This is a genomic window from Ferrimicrobium sp. (genome assembly GCF_027364955.1).
Lineage (GTDB): Bacteria > Actinomycetota > Acidimicrobiia > Acidimicrobiales > Acidimicrobiaceae > Ferrimicrobium.
This window is the reverse complement of sequence record NZ_DAHXOI010000022.1, coordinates 1-17,876: the sequence shown is the minus strand read 5'-3', so window position 1 is coordinate 17,876 and position 17,876 is coordinate 1. Positions and strand designations below refer to the sequence as shown.

Annotated in this window: 16 protein-coding genes and 1 pseudogene; 5 read left to right on the top strand and 12 right to left on the bottom strand. The window is 56.6% G+C overall.

Annotation, left to right across the window (positions count from 1 at the left end; translation table 11 throughout):
* Positions 1-554: 554 nt before the first annotated feature.
* Positions 555-1,769 (bottom strand): hypothetical protein, encoded by a 1,215-nt coding sequence (locus M7Q83_RS11460; protein WP_298338828.1) that lies wholly within the window; start codon positions 1,767-1,769, stop codon positions 555-557.
* 915 nt (positions 1,770-2,684) lie between these two features.
* On the opposite strand from M7Q83_RS11460, the gene M7Q83_RS11455 reads away from it, so the two are divergent.
* The 3 genes from M7Q83_RS11455 (at position 2,685) to M7Q83_RS11445 (ending at position 6,608) form a co-directional block, all read left to right on the top strand.
* Positions 2,685-4,517, top strand: a complete 1,833-nt coding sequence (locus tag M7Q83_RS11455; RefSeq protein ID WP_298338825.1) for an ABC transporter substrate-binding protein — start codon at positions 2,685-2,687, stop codon at positions 4,515-4,517.
* An 816-nt stretch (positions 4,518-5,333) separates the two neighbouring features.
* The gene (locus tag M7Q83_RS11450) at positions 5,334-5,789 is read left to right on the top strand and encodes a pyridoxamine 5'-phosphate oxidase family protein (RefSeq protein WP_298338822.1); all 456 of its coding nucleotides are present in this window, start codon (positions 5,334-5,336) and stop codon (positions 5,787-5,789) included.
* A gap of 429 nt (positions 5,790-6,218) precedes the next feature.
* Positions 6,219-6,608 carry a nuclear transport factor 2 family protein gene (locus M7Q83_RS11445; protein WP_298338819.1) on the top strand — a complete coding sequence of 130 codons (390 nt, stop codon included), beginning with the start codon at positions 6,219-6,221 and terminating at the stop codon, positions 6,606-6,608.
* A gap of 86 nt (positions 6,609-6,694) precedes the next feature.
* Here M7Q83_RS11445 and M7Q83_RS14340 read toward each other — a convergent pair whose 3' ends face one another.
* The 5 genes and pseudogenes from M7Q83_RS14340 to M7Q83_RS11430 all read right to left on the bottom strand — a co-directional run bounded on the left by M7Q83_RS14340 (position 6,695) and on the right by M7Q83_RS11430 (position 9,910).
* Positions 6,695-7,153, bottom strand: a complete 459-nt coding sequence (locus tag M7Q83_RS14340) for a zinc-binding dehydrogenase (RefSeq protein ID WP_366526408.1) — start codon at positions 7,151-7,153, stop codon at positions 6,695-6,697.
* Between the two features lie 283 nt (positions 7,154-7,436).
* Positions 7,437-7,583: pseudogene (locus M7Q83_RS14335) on the bottom strand (hypothetical protein); the annotation flags it as partial.
* 12 nt (positions 7,584-7,595) lie between these two features.
* The gene (locus tag M7Q83_RS11440) at positions 7,596-7,799 is read right to left on the bottom strand and encodes a hypothetical protein (RefSeq protein WP_298338816.1); all 204 of its coding nucleotides are present in this window, start codon (positions 7,797-7,799) and stop codon (positions 7,596-7,598) included.
* A gap of 36 nt (positions 7,800-7,835) precedes the next feature.
* Complete coding sequence (locus tag M7Q83_RS11435) at positions 7,836-8,429, bottom strand: XRE family transcriptional regulator (RefSeq protein WP_298338813.1); 594 nt, start codon at positions 8,427-8,429, stop codon at positions 7,836-7,838.
* 17 nt (positions 8,430-8,446) lie between these two features.
* Positions 8,447-9,910 (bottom strand): cytosine permease, encoded by a 1,464-nt coding sequence (locus M7Q83_RS11430; protein WP_298338811.1) that lies wholly within the window; start codon positions 9,908-9,910, stop codon positions 8,447-8,449.
* Between the two features lie 391 nt (positions 9,911-10,301).
* Between M7Q83_RS11430 and M7Q83_RS11425 the strand changes: the two genes are divergently transcribed.
* Positions 10,302-11,306, top strand: a complete 1,005-nt coding sequence (locus M7Q83_RS11425) for a DJ-1/PfpI family protein (protein WP_298338808.1) — start codon at positions 10,302-10,304, stop codon at positions 11,304-11,306.
* Between the two features lie 1,339 nt (positions 11,307-12,645).
* Positions 12,646-13,269 carry a GNAT family N-acetyltransferase gene (locus M7Q83_RS11420; protein ID WP_298338805.1) on the top strand — a complete coding sequence of 208 codons (624 nt, stop codon included), beginning with the start codon at positions 12,646-12,648 and terminating at the stop codon, positions 13,267-13,269.
* A gap of 33 nt (positions 13,270-13,302) precedes the next feature.
* Here M7Q83_RS11420 and M7Q83_RS11415 read toward each other — a convergent pair whose 3' ends face one another.
* From M7Q83_RS11415 to M7Q83_RS11390, 6 genes are all read right to left on the bottom strand, one after another.
* The gene (locus M7Q83_RS11415) at positions 13,303-13,620 is read right to left on the bottom strand and encodes a hypothetical protein (protein ID WP_298338802.1); all 318 of its coding nucleotides are present in this window, start codon (positions 13,618-13,620) and stop codon (positions 13,303-13,305) included.
* 75 nt (positions 13,621-13,695) lie between these two features.
* Complete coding sequence (locus M7Q83_RS11410) at positions 13,696-14,469, bottom strand: hypothetical protein (RefSeq protein WP_298338799.1); 774 nt, start codon at positions 14,467-14,469, stop codon at positions 13,696-13,698.
* A 305-nt stretch (positions 14,470-14,774) separates the two neighbouring features.
* Positions 14,775-15,023, bottom strand: a complete 249-nt coding sequence (locus M7Q83_RS11405; protein WP_298338796.1) for a hypothetical protein — start codon at positions 15,021-15,023, stop codon at positions 14,775-14,777.
* 207 nt (positions 15,024-15,230) lie between these two features.
* Positions 15,231-15,872: a hypothetical protein gene (locus tag M7Q83_RS11400; protein ID WP_298338793.1), complete on the bottom strand. Its 642-nt coding sequence runs from the start codon at positions 15,870-15,872 to the stop codon at positions 15,231-15,233.
* A 472-nt stretch (positions 15,873-16,344) separates the two neighbouring features.
* Positions 16,345-17,163 (bottom strand): alpha/beta hydrolase, encoded by an 819-nt coding sequence (locus tag M7Q83_RS11395; RefSeq protein ID WP_298338790.1) that lies wholly within the window; start codon positions 17,161-17,163, stop codon positions 16,345-16,347.
* Between the two features lie 181 nt (positions 17,164-17,344).
* Positions 17,345-17,764 (bottom strand): GNAT family N-acetyltransferase, encoded by a 420-nt coding sequence (locus tag M7Q83_RS11390; RefSeq protein WP_298338787.1) that lies wholly within the window; start codon positions 17,762-17,764, stop codon positions 17,345-17,347.
* Between the last annotated feature and the right edge of the window lie 112 nt (positions 17,765-17,876).

The window sequence follows — 17,876 nt, the reverse complement described above, 5'->3', positions numbered from 1 at the left end:
AATGTGAGCGATGGAAACGCGACCGGGAGGAGATCGCCAACGGCACCTCGGCCGTTGTTACGGTCTCGATCGCGAGGTGTTCTCGTGTTGAATCCGTCCCTAGGCGGGGTTACAGAACACGTGGGTGGGGGCGAGAGCATCTCTCTGATGAGACGACCAGAAAGTTTATAGGGATGCATTCGTGAACTGTCATCTACCCCAACCAAAGAGCCATCCTTACGAGTGGTGGCGCAATGATGTGGAAAACTGACACACGGGAGATGCGCTAATCCGGTTGCCTATCCGGTTGCCTATCCTTCAGCCTACTTAAACTGCTATGTTCACGCCAGCATGGCATATACCCTGCTCATCTGCATTCTGATACGTCCAGCTGGATCCCCAAGGACGTGGGGTAAGCAACTGGCAGTCAAGAGGTTCATGGGTTCGAGTCCCATCACCTCCACCAAGGAACACCAGCTCAGTAGCTACTTCCCTCCTCAGCGTTCTCATTGACTTGACCACACGATTGTCTCTCATCTCAGTGCTCATTATGTAAGACAATACTGACCCGACTCTCAACCGGACACTATCCAAGCACGCTTGAGAACGCCAAAGTTGCGAAGCGATGCTGAACTCAACACGAGAAACGACGAGCCTGCCCTTTGAACGCTCAATGGTTGCGCTCCAATCGGACCCACTCCCCCGTGTTTCGGCAAAATACTACCCAGGTTCGCGGTCTTGTATGGCCTGCTTTGACCCGGGGCAAACAGTGCCAGCTTCGCGTCACCTTGCTCGGTGACCCACCCCACAAGTAGGGAGCCGTGAGGGCCAAAGGCTGCGGAAGGCACGTCACGACTATCCGAGAGCCTTATCTTTGTCCTCACGGTGTGGTCTGTCTCCACCACGACGTTGTTGATACCTCTGTATGGGAGTGTGACAACCCCCGCAATCTCAGGTTGCCCCTGAAGGTCTCCGACAGCGAGCGTACAGCGCACAGGGTTTGCAGGACTCCATGTCGTGCTCTTGGTGCCGGAGAATATGAAGAATGCAACAGGAGCAGCTGTGGACGGTAGGTAGTCCATGGTTTCCACCGCACCAACCGCACTGTTGTGACCGAGCACCCCGACTAAGGTCGGCCCACCGTCACAGAGACATACCGGTTGGACTTGCTGACCTGCTCCGGTGACGTGATAGAAGTAATCGCTTTCGTTTCCTCCTGCTGGCGTGACCTCCAACCAAGCGGCTGCTGTGCTCGCCGCGCTGACAATCAGACTCGAACCATTCCCTGCGCTGTAGGAGCCTTGAATCTTGGCCCAAGAGCGCCCTCCGTTGGTCGTTCTGGCAACCACTCCTAGCGCTGACGCTCCACTCCAAAGCGCAGCCCAGCCGTCCTCGGCGTTGATGAATGATGCTGACGTGACAAAGATCCCTCCCGAGTGCTTGTAGGGGGACATGAGCGTACGTCCTTGCGCAACGGTCAACAGTGGTCTGAGTTGGCCGCTGCTCGATACGCCGGCCAACAAAGCAGAGTCCGGTGGGAAGAAATGCTTTGGCGTATTGGAAAACGGAACCTGAGGATTAAAGGTCAGCAAGCCATTACCATTCCCGAAAGAAGCACCACCGAGGAAAACCGGAGAACCAACTGGGATCGCAATCTGAGCAACATGGATCCCCGAGACGGTCTGACGCGAACTGGAGGAAGCCGTGGCAGAGCACGCAGAGACAAGCAACGCTAACGCCACCGGCAAAGCAACAATAGCTTTGGCTCGTCTGGGTGGGTGTGGCCGCATGGGCATGGAGTCTATCTTGCCACCACCAAAAGAGCTAGGGCTGAGGGAATAGCTCGTTGTCGCGGTAAGGATCGTTCTCACTTCCCTCTGTATCGATTTGCGCGCTGGGGTTCCCCTGGAAGCTCCTTCTTCCATAGGTGCCAATGTCACCTGAGCCATGGATTTTCAGTTCGATACAAGCGCAGATAGGAAGGTCCAGAAGTAGTGGAACATCGTCGACGAATACCCCGGGGAAGTACGTAGCAACCCTCGTTGATCGCTCCAGCGACGCCGAAGCGGTCACTACAGCCCTCTGTGGGATTGTGGCAGAGTGTGCTATACCCTCTCCTGCATCAGAATAGACAATGGACAAACAATTGGAAGACTTCATGCTACCTAAGCAGGGGAATTAGATCCCCCGTACACGTAGGTCGGAAAAAGATGGGCAGAACGGAAAGTCCGAGACGTTCAACTCGAGACTACGAGATGAGATCTTGAACGGTGAACTCTTGGGGTCGGTCACCCCGAGCCGGATTGGTCGGGCCAAGACTTACCCAGACCCTTAAAGTTCCAGCCTTGCGCCGTCGCGGTAATGGCGAACCAACCAGCAAGGAGAAAACTATGTCATCAACCCAGCACCCGATTGGGGCTCCCTCATCGCCTCGGAGGCGATCTTGTCTACAACGATGATGGTAACGCATGACCCCGCCTTCCACCATGCCAACTCGCTGCGCGACAGAGGTAAGCCAACCCCGCAGGAAGGACTTCGGTGATCCAAAAGAAGCAAGACTGGAGTCGACATGAGCTTGACGAAACGTGTTGTATAAGAAATTACGAAGTAACAGAATCTTGACATTTATCGTGCAGTAGCTGAGTTGGAACCATGCTACTGTGTCGACTAAACAGCTTGAGTGAAGTTGTCATCGAGGGGGGATCATGAAACGAACGGGTACGAGAACCACTGTGATCTTGGGCGCCGCTTTAGCTGGATCGATGCTCCTGGCAGCCTGCGGATCAACGTCATCGGCTAAGCCACAGTCGACCACGACCAAGAAAGGCGGTATTGCCTACTACGCAGAGGCCGCCGGAGCCAACCCGAACTACATTCTCCCACTCACATCAGGTGCGGAATTTTCGATCGCCAACCTCGCGCAGTTTCAGATCCTTATGTACCGGCCGCTGTACTTCTTTGGGCAAGGGGACAAGGCCGAGATCAACTACAACCTTTCGATCGGGAACGCACCGGTCTACTCCAACAACGACAAAACGGTCACGATTACCTTGAAGAAGTACCAATGGTCCGATGGTCAACCTGTAACATCGAACGATGTCATCTTTTGGATGAACCTCCTCAAGGCCAATAAAGTCGATTGGGGGGCCTACGTCCCTGGGGACTTTCCTGACAATGTCGTCTCCTACTCTGCGCCAAACGCATCAACGGTGGTCTTTCACTTGAACCAGTCCTACAGCCCGACCTGGTTTACCTATAACGAGCTCAGCCAGATCACCCCCCTTCCCCTTGCTTGGGACACCACGTCGCTCAGCACTCCATTGCCGAACCCATCTACCACGAGCATTGCGGATATGACTACCGCTAGAGCCCAGGCGGTCTATAAGTTCCTTAACGCACAGGCCCAGGATCTCTCCACCTACGCATCAAGCCCGATCTGGTCCGTGGTGGATGGCCCTTGGAAGCTCGCAAGTTTCTCCTCTGCAGGACATGCGGTCTTTGTCCCCAATACCAAGTACTCCGGGCCGGTCAAGCCGAGCCTGTCCGAGTTTGTCGAGTTGCCCTTTACCTCGGACTCGGCTGAGTTCAATGTTTTGCGCGCGGGCAATAATGCCGTTACCTATGGATACCTACCAAACTCCGATGCCAGTCAGAAGTCCTACGTGGAGTCGATCGGCTACAACGTGGAACCGTGGACCGAGTTTGGCTTCTCCTATTGGAACATGAACTTCAATAACCCCACCTGCGGACCAGTATTCAAACAACTCTATATCCGTCAGGCGCTGCAGCACCTTGTCGACCAACCTGCTTGGATCACAAGCTTCCTGCATGGCGACGCAGTCCCGAATTATTCGCCGGTCCCTGTCACACCGTCAAACCCCTTTGCTGATGCCGCATCGAGGACAGACCACTATCCCTACTCGACATCAGCGGCTAAGAACCTGCTGACCTCGCATGGCTGGAAGATGGTTAATGGAGTGATGACCTGCGAGAGCCCCGGGAGCTCAGCGACTGAGTGCGGTGCTGGGATCTCCAAGGGCCTCGCGCTCAACCTCAACCTCGAGTACTACTCTGGCAGCAACTCCCTGACGGAAGAGATGACCGCCTATGCTTCAGCGGCAAAGCAGGCAGGCATCAACGTGATCCTGTCTTCTGCAAACGGGAACACCGTTTTTGCTGACGAGGCTCCTTGCACTCCTACGCAACCGTCGTGTAAATGGGAGATGATTTTGGCGGGAACCTGGGAGTACAGCCCTGACAACTACCCGACGGGCGGTGAATTGTTTGCGAGTGGTGCTGGCTCCAACTACGGGAACTACCAGAGTTCCGAGGCGAACGCGTTGATCGCAGCAACGCACACCTCCTCTGATCCGCAAGCCGCGCTCGATGCGTATCAGAACTTTATGGCAAAGGAACTTCCAGACATCTATCGACCCTTACCTGACGCTGCTATCTCGCTCATTTCAAACAAGCTTGGTGGAGTCACTCAGAACCCCTATCTAGACATCACTCCCGAGGACTGGTACTTCAAGGGGTAAGTCAGATGAAAGGTGCGAACGCTGCCAAGACACCTCCGCAGGGTTTGCTGAATTGGCATCGACGACTTTGGCGCTGAGGGTTTGCGTCGTCTGCTGCGTTGGCCTGCACCAACTGGCCACGGGGAATCCGGCGCCACCACTAGCCGTCCGCGAGTCGTATTCCAAAGGCTCGTGGAGTTGTTTGAGTTGTCTCTCGTCGAACTCGTGCAACCGCAAAGAACGACGCGTCTGATTCATCAACACCCGAGATAATTGAGATGCAAAGGGATTGGCCTTCCAACACGCCGAGCTTTGTGTCAGCTACCGTCATGCCCCCTTTACCGAAAGCTTTGGTGCCAGCCCAAGGCCTCTAAGGGGAGAGCAGGAATCGGTATCGTCGGGGCACAATGGGCCACGCGTTAGGATGTGGCGCCGAGTTTCACCCTCAGATACATCAACGACGCGATCACCGCGCCAATCCAAGTGCTGAACATGTCGAATCCTTTGGCGACGTCATAGGAGTTTATCCCGAATCTAGTCTCGTATTCGAAAAGCCTGACTCGACGCAGGCGTACAACTTGCTTGCCAAGTCTCCCCGTTGATGGAGAAGATGCCTGAGACCCCGGCCGAGGTCAACGACTTCCATGTTCTGCTCGCGAACGCAGGACTCTTGCCTTTCAATATGTGCTGATATCCTCTACTCACATAGCAAATAGACTCAGTACATCGACGCCAATCGAACAGAAATGGTGAACCCCTCGGAGAGAGCAACAAGGTCGATGCCTGCCCTTTATGCTAGAGTCCACGCAGTTCTACAAGAGGAGAGAATGCACATTGATGGACGACTCAACAAGTCATTGGACGAAATTAGCGGTAGAACTAGACGAGCACCGCAACTTCTGGCTCGCCACGGTGAACTTAGACAATACGCCCCACGTTGCACCTATCTGGGGTGTGGTGCTAGAAGATCGGTTCCTATTCTACACGTCCCGAGTATCGCGAAAAGCGCGGAACATCATCCGTCAACCCCATGTCGGTCTCCATCTTGAGAGTGCCGAGAACGTTCTCATCGTCTACGGAAACGCCACTGATGAGGGTTTACCACAGCATCATCCCGACGTGCTGACTGCCCTCGAGCAAAAGTATGATCAGCCGGGCGATCACGACTACCTGCCCTCCTCGGATACCTCCTATGACGTGCTCTTCTCACTCAATCCCACCTCTGCACTAGGGTGGCGGCTGGATGACTTCGAGGGATCACAGATCCGTTGGGCGCGAAAAGGCAACCGCTAAGTTGACGCCAACCAAGGATGATCGCCATGCGTTCCCAACGAGGGAAGGGTGAAAACCAGTTTTGTGGCCGATATCACAACAATGTCTACCACCGAGTATGGTCGGTCTGTGATCCTGCAATACGAGTACACTCAAGTGGCAGTTGGCTCTCAGCTCGGAGAATGAAGTTCACACTGTCCTAATGAGCTATTGTGCAAGAACATACAACGCCAATTCGTCCCTCGCCGCGCACCTTCACAACTGTCCCTGGCGGCGGTCGTGATCTGTTGTGAGAGGAGGAAAGACTCCATGAAAGACGTCGTAGCTGACCACACAACATTCAACCGCCCTACACGAAGAGTCATGACAGCAAGGGGGTAGTCTGGCTGGAATAGTCAGCACCGACATGAGCCCCTTGTCCAACACCAGAGTTCAAAAGGAGTAACAAGCGTGGATATCAGTACCGAAATTGCCGCCTCAGCAGATCACGTGATCGAGGCATTCAGTCGGTTTGACCGAAGAGCCTATTTCGATAGCTTTGACCCTGAAGCGACCGTTGCCATTTACTACAGCCCAAACGTGATGGGGATCGAGGAGTATCAACGGCTTTGGGATGACTGGGTCAACGAAGGGTTTGAGGTCTTGAGTTGTGAATCGTCAAACCGTATAATTCAGGAGATCAGCAACGATGTCGGGCTCTTTGTACACGATGTGCACACGGAAGTTAGCCAGGCCGGCGAACACAAAGTGCTCACGGAACGAGAAACCATTGTCCTTCGCAAGAACCAGAGTGGCGCCTGGCTTGTCATTCATGAGCACCTGTCACATCCCGAGCTTTGAGCGTTCTGCCTAATGATTCTCACAACTGATCTACTAACACCGACCATCGCCGCAACGTGTCTGGACGCTTCAATCCCCACCACTTCCTAGAGGCAGTTCGCATAACGTTCGACTATTTGCAAGGTCCTCCAGCCCACCTTCAGCGTCCACAAGCGCCTCACGACGTGATCAGTGCTCCAACCTCGATGGGACCATTTTGTACTAGTGAGATGATGCGTAGAATGTCGGTTTCTGGAGTCAAACGACCCGTAGTTTGACTCCAGTATTCGTTGATTACTCATCGCAAGATAGAGCGCAAGAATCGCCAAAACGGAGCCTGATGAACTCAGCCTCACGACAACTTGGGGACCTATCAATCCAAGGAGGTCAATGTCCAGAGATATCGTGTCGATGGCGCCGATGGCATCAAAGACTACGTCAAAACCACCAGGGTAATGGTAACGCAGTGTTGTTCGCACTTTGGCAGCAGAGGTGATCGTTATCGTTTCAGTCGCTCCCATGTCTAATGCAAGTTCGAGTCGGGACGAGTCGAGGCTGATTGCCACAATCGTGGCCGCATGTCCAAGACATGCTCCCTGCTAACAGGAGAGGTCAACTCCCCCACAGCCAACAACCAATACGTGTGCTCCGCTCCTAAGGTTCGCCGGTTTGGGAACCGCTCTCATGTCGGTGGGCAGTACCCATCCCGCGAGAGCCACGCTGTCGAGCGCTACGGTCGAGGGAATGCGAATCACACCTGCACTCGGTACGACGACCGCTTCCGCACACGATCAGACTCCGAGGTAGAGGAAGGCGCCGTTCCCAGATTCATGGAAACGAGTGGTTCCCTCAACCAGACGCTGAACGGTCGAGGAGTTCTGAAGCGCGCTGACAGGAATAGCAGTGTCCCACACGACCACGTCGACAGGTCCTACAGGGTGGGTTCGAGCTCAATCCCACATGGTCGCCAACATTGAGATGGGCAACTCCTTCCCCTACACGCGAGACCTACTCTGAGCCTTCATCTCCCAGTACCGCTAGGAAGTGAGTGTCCCTTTCGCCAGGCCACACATGGAGATCAGAGCGAAAAACACCAGCAGCAGCTCCTTTTACCTCTACTTCATTGAGACCTGGATCATCGAGTTGGATCTGTGTCTCGCACAAGCTGGCGGGCTCGTCGATCACTGCTGCATGAACGGAGCGCGAGGGCATGGACTGGCGCCTCCCCTCCCGCCCAATGGGCTTAGGTCACTGGTCTCTGGGTCCGGCAATTGCCCCTGTGATCCATGGGTTCGGTAAGGCAGGAGCGAGGATCCAGAGAAGTCGAACGTCTTCGGTCTCAGAGACGTTGCGCCAAGTGTGCGGCGTTGTTCCATTGAAGGTAAGCGCGTCCCCAGAACCGAGTGAAAGCACTTCGCCGTCGAGAAGGAACTCGATGCTCCCCGAAGCGATGTAGCAGACTTCGCACTCGGTCGGCATCGAATAGAGCGCGTCGCCTCCGTTCCCTCTTGGTCCCGCGACCGTCTCAATCACCGTCACATGTTTCTCAGTTGAGGAGGTGAGAAGCGTGTCAAAGATCATTTCTCCCGGCAGAACAGCGCGTTGACGCTCAGATGCGCGGGTTATCTGGTACACAGGTGGAGCAAAAAGGTCTTCCATAGAGAGACCGACAACTTCACAGATCGCAATCAATGAGTCCACCGAAGGGCTCACGATCCCACGCTCTACACGAGAGAGGAAGCCCTTGGATAGATCTGTTTTTCCTGCAACATCAGAGAGTGAGAGACCAGAAGCTTCACGAGCCTTCAAGAGCCGTGGGCCCAGCGGGTACTTTTTTGACATTGCGATTCTCTGTTGGCTTAGCCGAAGTCAGCTTTAAGGGTCGCCTCGCTCTTTGCAATAGCTTGCTCCTCGGTCTTGGGATCAAAGCCCCGAGTAATAAGGAGATAGGCGATCGATGTGACGACGAGACCCACCAGCCATGAGATGTCAGTGTCGTGGAGCAGCTTCGCTACCGGTCCGATGTAACTCAGCGAGCCGAGCTGCGGCAACACCATGAACGGAATCTCGGCGGCAAAACCGATCGCATAGGCGGTAATGCCCCGCCAGTTCCAGCGATGATAGATGCCATCAAGTGAGAACAGATCGGTGATTGCATAGTGTCCACGACGTACGTAGAAGAAGTCAATCAAGTTTGTCGCGGTCCAAGGCACCAACAGATACAGCATGAGCGTCAGGGCTGTGAAGACGGTATTCACAGCGCTCGTGGTGATCACGTCACCGATCAGGTACCAAACAATAGCAAGGCCAATGATGGAGATCACCCGAGCGGCGCGAGTTGGGGTGACTTTTTTGAAACAGTCGATTCCGGTCAGCAGTGTCAGTGAGGCTCCATAGGCATTCATTCCCATGGTCGCGAGCAGCGCAAGTGCCGAAGCAAGTGCCGCGACAGAGCCAAGACCTCCAAAGACATTGTTCCCTGCCGTCTTGAGGCCCAAGAGACCGTCATTCGCATTGAGATGGATGGCGAGCCATGCACCAAGGGCGATTAGCCATACAGCCGACGACGACGCTCCAAAGAACACTGAGAAGATGACGGAACGACTCTTGGTCTTACTGGGCAGGTAGCGAGAGTAATCAGAGACGTAGGGTGCGTAAGTGATGTTGTAGGCAGCGGCCGCAGAGAACTCTGCCATGAAAGCGGTAAAGGTGAAACCATAGTGAGCCTTGGGTGCAAAGCCACCAGCGTGGCCGGTGATGATCGCAATGGTGATAATGGTTATCAAGGGGAAGGAGATGACGAGCAGGATTCGAAAGATCCGGTGAACCCAATCATGACCAAAGATTGCGAGCAGCGCAGCGGCAATCACCGTCACCAGTGCGATAGCCGTCGGATTCCATCCATACGCACCAGAGATACCCTGAGCAAGAAGGACCTGATCAGTGACGTTAAAAGCCATGTAGGTAAAGAGCGCGACGAACAAGACGATCACGACACCGCGATAGCCAAATTGCGCTCGCGACTGGATCATCTGTGGCAGGCCGAGCTTTGGACCTTGGGATCCATGGAATGCCATGAAGAATGTACCGACAACGATGCCTAGGAGACCAGCGAGTGCAGTCCACCACAGCGAGAGGCCCATTGCTGGGCCAATAAACCCGATAGGAATTGTGAAGTACTGGAAGTTGCCGAGAAACCATAAGGGTGCCTGGTGCCACAACTTTCCATGCCGCTCGCGCTCTGGGATCCAGTCAATCGAGTGTACCTCGATACCTCGCACTGGCTGTACCAACTGCTGCTGCTGACGTGGTTCTGTGTCCACTGCTGCCCCCTCCTGCTAGTCGTTGCCAAATAGTATACGAACGTTTTTGCCATTCACTACAACAAATACGAAATTGATTGAAAGATTTCAAACAATTGTGCTCCGCTCACCTCCGCCGAGGCAGCGAGCGCGCTCGCAGAGCACGAGTAGGGTCGCAGAGACAGCGGCGATCTCGACACTATCGCCCGTCTGCTGTCTCCAAGGAGCCCTCCAAATCAGAATGGGACTCGCTGTTACCAACGAGTGGCCTGTGATCCGACAAGGTCGACCCCCAAGACAGAGGAAGGATTCGTGAGGTTTGAGATCCAGATGGTGGCGGTAGAGCCGAAAGTTGCAAGCATGGTGTTTGTTTCTAGCGGGATCCGCTGACCAGCGCAGCGGCCAAGATTGCATGGACTTAGAGTTGAATGATCCAGTATCGAGTGAGGCCCCTGGATCCCAAAGCGAGGGAATCATGATGAATTTAGCTGATCGCCACTACCACGTCGGCATGGTGCTCTTTGACGGGTTTGAGCTCCTCGATGTCACGGGTCCATTAGAAATCCTCGGGCGCTTGCCTAGGAACTTCACCATTTCGCTCATCGGGGAGTCCCGCCAGCCTGTGAGGAGTCACCAAGGAGTCTCGATCGTCCCAGATGTGGATCGCATTGAGGCTGCGACGGTGGATCTGTTGATGGTGCCAGGTGGCCAAGGGACGAGAACCCTCGTTCACAACCTCGGGTTCCTCGCGTGGCTGAGTGACTATGGACACAAGGCCAAAATCATCGCCTCAATCTGCACAGGGTCCGCACTCCTCGGTGCGGCTGGGCTCCTCGACGGGTATCGAGCAACCTCGAACAAGCGTGCCTTTGATTGGGTACAAAGTGTCGCTCCCCAAGTTCAGTGGGAGCCCAAAGCCAGATGGGTTGCCCATCTCGACCGGTGGAGCTCATCTGGAGTGGCGGCCGGGATGGACATGACTCTCGCGTTAGTTGCACAACTTGTGGACGAACCAACTGCACGCGAGCTGGCGGCTGGGATAGAGTATGAGTGGCACGAAAAAGCCGACTGGGATCCCTTCGCCGCCAGCACTCCTGCAATGGCACAGAGCGAGCCCCTCGGAATCATCACCGTCTTTCGATCGCGCTTGCGAAAGGACCACGCTAATTACGAGTCACTAGCCGACGAGCTAGAGCACCTTGCCAGAGAGCAACCAGGCTTCCGGTCCTTCAAGACCTTCGTCGCCCAAGATGGCGAGCGTTGTTCGATCGCTGTCTTTCGTGACGAGCAGACTCAGCGTGCGTGGAAGACCTACCCCTTGCATGCCGAGGCCCAGCGACGAGCCATAGAGGAGTTCTACACCGAGTTCTTGGTTCAAGTTGGGCAGATCTCGCATGAGGTCCGAGCCCCAGACTGAGGGTACCTTTTGGGGTCAGCGTATTTTGTACCATGTTGATCGTGGGCACCAAATAGACCTTTGGAGCCGAGACACCCGCCATCTGCGTCCTTTAGGCACAACGCAGCGATGCCGATCCGAGGACAACCCCAACAACCGACATTGAGACCACTACCATTCAGGGTTCCGACAAAGTTCTTATGCGGCTGCCTGGCCTGGCCTCGTACCACAGGATTGGCACGGTCGGTCCCCTTGTGATGTGAGTTTGAGATGGATATCGACCCGGTAAGTACCACGAGTTACATTGCTCGTAGTGCGGCCGATCGCGCCCAGCGAACGGGAGCGCTTCGATGAGACCGCTGCGAACAGAGCACCGGCTCGGTGCTTCACTAGTCGACGAGGTCACGCGCTACGTCGCGGTTGAGAACGACACCTAGCGCGCTCTTGGGCCCTAGACCCGCTGCTCTGTGGGCGCGCTCTAGAGAGCTGGAGCGACGCCTAGCACTACTGCAGACTACGCCACATCGCCAACGACCAGAGGTTCTGCATTCTCGATGGGCACCGACGCCAAAACCTCGCTAGCCAGGTGCCAAGCGCAATACTCAAGCGGCTCTCTTCAAACTTCCAGACCTGATGAGGTCATCCGGTGGTGATGGTCGGAAACTTCACCGACCCGTCCCGGAACCTCGACACCTGTTACCAGACACCGGGTGTTCGACGCGGGCCGCTCTCAAGTACGCGTCGGTGGGCACCTCAGACGCTCGCAGCACTGTGTAAGCTCGCGATCTTACTCCTTCGTCTCAGCGGGTTCAAGAGCATCGCCTCAGGTCTGCGCTAGGTTGCTTGGAACTACACCAGCGGTCTCGCACTCATGGGTCGGAGCGCTCAAACAGGCTACGTTACCTGGACTCCTTCTCGGACGTTGTTGACCCAATCGTGCCTAGAGGTTCGCTACCACCAAACCAGCTCTTGCTGCAATCTGGCCCGCTTACAGGCTATCTGTGCAACACCTGCGAGTCAACCCCGAGGTGTCAGCGTCCAGGGGATCAGCTCCACTGCCAGACTTTGTCGGCCACCCTGCCCGAACCATCGATCTGGATCTTCGGTCGGTCGGCTCGGCCCACTTGCCGTCAACGCGAGAGGGATCATTGTCTCGGTCGCTGACTACCCCGGCGAGCAGCTTCGCCCTTCGGCGCACGAGAGCTTTGTCGGCCCATGCCGCTGTTGCGCATAGCGCCCCATCACTGGAAATCCTTGCGGGCGGGGTAAACGGGACGCTCCTCGACCGCGACCCCGCTGAACTGGGGTGTTCGCGCAGAGGGTTTGTCAAAAGGGACGCTGTTGTCCCCATCACAGAGTGTTGTCAGAAACCCGTCACATATCGCTGAAGGTCACGCCAGATGTCGAGGGTCTTGGATTGATCGGTTATGGTGATCTGATGAGCAACAACCCCCAGCTACCCGATGGCGCCAGGGTTGCGGCGAGCCTCACGGATCCACCTCGCCGGGCAAGGCTCAGCGACGTCGACGAGGTGATCCGCTTGGCTTCGCTGATGTACGAGGAGATGGGGATGGACACTTCGAAAACGGAGTGGCGACAGGCCGCAGCCGAACATGTGCGCCGTCGGCTCGGCGACGAGCTTATGGTCTTCGTCGTCGAGAACCCGACGCACCCCGGCCACCTGGTCGCCACCGGCGCGGGATCCATTGCCGCAAGACTCCCGGGGCCGAACAATCCATCCGCCCGGGTTGGCTACATCCAGTGGATCTCCACCGACGTCGCCTGGCGTCGGCGCGGCCTGGCTCGCGCCATCACCGTCGCGTTGATCAACTGGTTCGGCGACCAGCAGGTCCGCGCTGTGGAGTTGCACGCTACCCAGGAAGCAGAGCCACTGTACCGAGCGCTCGGCTTCGATCAGGGCACGAACCCCGGCCTGCGCGTACGCCTCGACCGACCAACCAGATTGCGGGTCTCGGAAAACTGAAGGGCCGGCCCTGTTGCAGTTGGCGATCCCCTTTTAACACGTACCTACGTCGGGACCAAGACCGGCGAGATCACCCGATACCGTGCGGGTGAGTGCATGACCGATCTCCCGGGAGTCGATGGCGAGTTGTTCGATACTCGAACCCGCTACCGCTCTTCTTGGCCGAAAGAGCGCATCAACGATATGGGGGAGAATGGGAGTGGTGTTTTCCATGACTGCGGTCGCAAGTGCTGCATCGAGGGCCGAGCGTTCCACTGCCAAGAGTTCACGACCCAAGGCCGATTCGGTGAGGGCACCGGTGAGTGATCGCCGGCGTTGGCGAGTCACTGCCGTCCACTCGGCGTCAGTCATGGAGCTTGGTCGCGGACCTTCATCGAGGGGGTTGAGTCTGGCGGACAAAGCAAATACCCGCGCATCATCGGTCACTCAAAGTGATGGCACGAGCCGCCTCCAGCGCTCTAAGACCGTGAAGCCAAGACGTTCATAGACGCCTTGAACCTCAGGGCTTGCGGTGAGCACCCCGAATCGCGCTCCCCCAGTGAGTCCGTGAGTGAGGGCGCGCAGAGTCACCGCCGAGCCGTAGCCATTTCCACACGCCTCAGCAACTGTTCCTACCGCGAAGATGCCGACGGCCTCGGCGGCTACTACCGACATCGCACAGCTAACAAGCACCCCATCTACCTTGCCGAGGTGCCACTGGATCTCGTCACACTTGAGGTGTGCAGGGTCCAAGAGCTTTGTCGCGTTTGCGGGCGGCGTGCCGAAAACAGCACCGAGTACCTCGGTGATCGCGAGATCGTCTTGCGCGCGGCGCGTGCTCAAAGTGAGACCAGGTAATTCTTGACCCTGAACTTCGTGAGTGACTAGCGACGTCGCCATCAAGAGTATCTCATCCTCCGCGAAGAGCCCCATATCACTTAGCGCCTCATCGACTTCGTCGGGCACGCTTGGCCGGAGCCGTGCGGCCCAGGACACTCCGCTGGCAGCGAGTCGTACTGCAAGTCCGCTTGCATCCTCGGGGGTAGCGGTCCTATCGAGACCATACATCCCGTTATAGGGGCGCCCCGGGACTGTGGTCATAAGGCCAACCAAACCCTGGCGTACGTCACGCCAGGCACCAACTCGGCCCCGTGAAATGGCTTCACACGCCGCGAGCATCCCCGCCGCAGCCTCATCTGCATTGGGTGCCCGGTTCCACATGGGACTGAGGCTAGCCCAACCTTTGCATCCCCCAATCCAAAGTTCCCACCCCAGAATTACCCAACTCTGAGTGAGCGACCTCTGTGCATACCTACCGCGGACAGGCGCTCTGGAATACGTCCTCACAGAACGCTTCGAGGGAGTGCTCCAGGGATGACTTCGGCTCGCCGATACGGTATGGAGGGTTCGCTAGAGCACGACAAATAGTTCGAGACTCTTGACGCTCCCCAACGAATCCTTGACAGCAAACAGGGTGTCGTTACCGCGTTGGGCGGGCTCTGGAACACAGGAGATACGAAGGTGAGTTACGACTTGCTGGGCTGCTGGTGGGCGTTGGGGTACTCCTCACGTGAGGGGTAGACCCGTTCTTTCACTGCGGGCCTCTCTCGGCTCTGAGTCCTTACGAGGGAGGGTCCTTCGAGTCGCGAGATTGCTTCTTGACGGGCTCGTGCATCCGCCGAGAGCGCCGCTTGTAGCTCATCGACACCGAAGATCACTGAAATGAGAAGGAGTGACCCATGCTGGCTCAAGAGTTTGGCAACAGCCACTCCCATGTGTGGCAATTCTCGATGGGTCTTGCACCGCTCCCACCGAGCGATCACACTCGAGAAGGCGGCTCGTAAACTCCTTGTCCGCTACGGGGATAGAACCTGAAGGTGCCCACTGGAAGAAAGTTGAAGGTGCCCACTGGAAGAAAAACGAGGAAAGTCTTTGAAGCGGGGTCGGCGCGAGAGTGCCGCTGCGAAACTTTTGGATGCGGGCTAGGAGTCGCTGCTGGCTTTCTTATCGGTGCTGATCACCTCTTGGCGCACCATCACGAAGTCTCCGGCGCTTGGGTTCACCTTCCACCACGCGACCGTATCGCCGGTATATGCCGGGACCGCACCACACACAGTCGTCGTGAAGAGATAGCCGTGCCGAAAACTCGGGTCACCACCGATCTCTGGACTCTCTTGATCAGCCGCATTCGAGGCGCTGAGCAAGGTCCACTGCCCCCCAACAAAGGCTACCACCGCACCCTGAAAGCAGCCACCCCCTACCTCTCGGATCAGAAACGCCGGGTCCGAAAGCCCAGAGAGCGAGGCCACCGGAATCGTGGCAGAGGCAAGATACATCGCTCCTTTTGAAAAACCAAAGGGTGATTTCAGCGCCGCTACCGTGTTCCATGATCGATTCGATGAGTACTCATAGATCTTGATTGGCAACCCATCTGGCGCCCATGGAAAAGCGGCGACCGCATCGTAGCGTCCGTCGAGGAGAACGACTTTGCTCCTTGCCCCAACAAATTGGCGCTCACTCGATCCCGTTGGGAGCACTGGGACTTGGCGACGCCGTGCATCTCGGTAGTACGTCGCATCGGTCGTGGCAAGGAGCCGAGTCAAAGCGACCTCCATAGTCATCATCTTCTGATTCGTACGAGGGCGTGAGAATCGAGCCGGTGAGTTTGGGGCTGAAGACTTGCTCGAGACCGAGTTCGACGCTACGGTCGAGCCACAACCCCCCAACAGCACACTCCCTACGACGACGGATATCGTTCGCCTCCACCGCATTGACTGCATCATCCTCCCGCCTTTGACTCGCCGACTCCGGCTGAGGGCCCGACACTACCAGCCGCCGGACTTCTCTCCTCCCGCCACCTTGGGCGTCTCGCATCTCATAGCTCTGATGCGAACGGCGACCTGTTCTCCTCGACCCTCAGGACCAGTCACGTAGACAATACCGGAAGCGACCTTGCGGTCTGGATGCCTTGCGATCTAGATGCCTTGCAATCTGGCAGCACGGCGATCAGCACTCAAGCAACTACAGGGGCGAGCCCCTGCGCCTCGTCCACTTCGCCTATGAGACGTTTGGGACTTCATAGCAGGGATTGGTAGCTCAGTTGGCGCCGATGGCATGGACAATGAGTTCTGCTACAACCGTCGGGTCCTCGAGCTGGGGCAAGTGAGCCATACCTGAAAGCAGGCGATGGTAGCCGTTTGGAAGGCGCTCAGCCAGCGAGTGGCTGGTCTCGACAATGAAGGGAATGTCAAGGGCTCCACAAGCCACGAGTGTTGGGGCCATCACCTGTTCAAGTTGACCCCATGCATCGATACCACTCGCTCCCGTCCCTTCAGGAACACCGTGAGAGAGGATGACCCTGTTCATGTCAAAGAAGAGCTCACGGACGGGCCCTCCTACCCTGCCTTCGCCTTGAGTCGGACCGTCGAGCCAGAGCCAGGCCTCCAGGCGGTTCTGTTCATCTAGGTCACCGACCGAGATCGTCTCCTCGAGCTGCTCGACCAAGCGGGCGGTATCGCCGTCGAGTTCAGGGTCGGGCCCACCACTCACCGACGGAGCGAACAGTACGAGACCTGCCACCCGCTCTGGCGCAAGGACTGCGACATCAAGCGCAATCCCACCGCCAGCAGAGCTTCCCACCAACCACACAGGGGTATCGGTGATCTCGTCAAGGACGGCAAAAAGATCCTTCACATGGGAAAACTCCTCCGGAGAGGGAGGCGTCTCTCCATAACCCCGGCGATCATAGCAGATGACGGTAGCTCTCTCGCCGATGGCAGATACCACCTCTTGCCAGCTCCGTTGATCCGTCACTCCTGCGTGAAGGAGAATGACGATAGGTTGCCCTCCCTGGAAACGCTTCCCGAATAGCTGAACTGACCCACGATCTACCAACAGTGTTTCACCGAGCAACATCTTCTCACTATAGCCTTGGAAAGGGAGCGCGAAAGGGACTTGGAGGGTTTTTTCCGTTCTGTCGTCATAGTCAGGCGAGACCGAAACAGAGAGTGGTCCTTCGATTCAGCACCTCGCCCTCAGCTATCGTACTTCCCCCGGGTCCGACCCGGCGTGGCACGGGTGAGTCAGTTCCAAAGGATCATCGGTGCCAGATGTAGGGAGTCGTCGTGGCAACTGGGAACAAACCGCTGCGCTCGAGGATGGGTCTAGACATCGGGGAACAATCGCTGTGAAGATAGTGCTTCCCGGCCGCCAAAGCAGCACCAGCTCTCGCGGCGGTGAGGGCGCGGTAGATTCCTTTGCCTCGCCAGTCAGAGTGAGTAGCGCCGCCCCATAGTCCCGCGAAGTCAGCATTCGGAGTCAGCGTCAACCGACCCGCACATACAATCTCGCCAGAGACTTCCGCTACCCAAAACTGCTCGGTACCCTTCGATCGCTGCAAGCGAGCCAACGTCTCCTCTGCTGAGTGGCCACCGTTAAACACCTCCCGCTGCATCGCCGTGGCGCGAGCGATGAGGTCGGCGGCCTCGGCCAGATTGTCGACTCTTCGAACGTTCACTGTCGACGGAGTTACAACTGGATGCGACAGCAGTTCCCTAGGTCTCAGTATCAGTGTGTGCGCGGCTAAAAAAATAAATCAATGAGGGCGAGAAGGCAGAGATGTTGGAATG

Excerpts from the sequence above, each read along its gene's own strand:
- M7Q83_RS11395 (WP_298338790.1), bottom strand. The coding sequence starts at position 17,163 with ATGTTGCTCGGTGAAACACTGTTGGTAGATCGTGGGTCAGTTCAGCTA.
- M7Q83_RS11405 (WP_298338796.1), bottom strand. The coding sequence starts at position 15,023 with ATGGGAGTGGCTGTTGCCAAACTCTTGAGCCAGCATGGGTCACTCCTT.
- M7Q83_RS11400 (WP_298338793.1), bottom strand. The coding sequence starts at position 15,872 with ATGATGACTATGGAGGTCGCTTTGACTCGGCTCCTTGCCACGACCGAT.
- M7Q83_RS11435 (WP_298338813.1), bottom strand. The coding sequence starts at position 8,429 with ATGTCAAAAAAGTACCCGCTGGGCCCACGGCTCTTGAAGGCTCGTGAA.
- M7Q83_RS11415 (WP_298338802.1), bottom strand. The coding sequence starts at position 13,620 with ATGACTGACGCCGAGTGGACGGCAGTGACTCGCCAACGCCGGCGATCA.
- M7Q83_RS11460 (WP_298338828.1), bottom strand. The coding sequence starts at position 1,769 with ATGCGGCCACACCCACCCAGACGAGCCAAAGCTATTGTTGCTTTGCCG.
- M7Q83_RS11450 (WP_298338822.1), top strand. The coding sequence starts at position 5,334 with ATGGACGACTCAACAAGTCATTGGACGAAATTAGCGGTAGAACTAGAC.
- M7Q83_RS11410 (WP_298338799.1), bottom strand. The coding sequence starts at position 14,469 with ATGTGGAACCGGGCACCCAATGCAGATGAGGCTGCGGCGGGGATGCTC.
- M7Q83_RS11455 (WP_298338825.1), top strand. The coding sequence starts at position 2,685 with ATGAAACGAACGGGTACGAGAACCACTGTGATCTTGGGCGCCGCTTTA.
- M7Q83_RS11425 (WP_298338808.1), top strand. The coding sequence starts at position 10,302 with ATGGACTTAGAGTTGAATGATCCAGTATCGAGTGAGGCCCCTGGATCC.
- M7Q83_RS11440 (WP_298338816.1), bottom strand. The coding sequence starts at position 7,799 with ATGCCCTCGCGCTCCGTTCATGCAGCAGTGATCGACGAGCCCGCCAGC.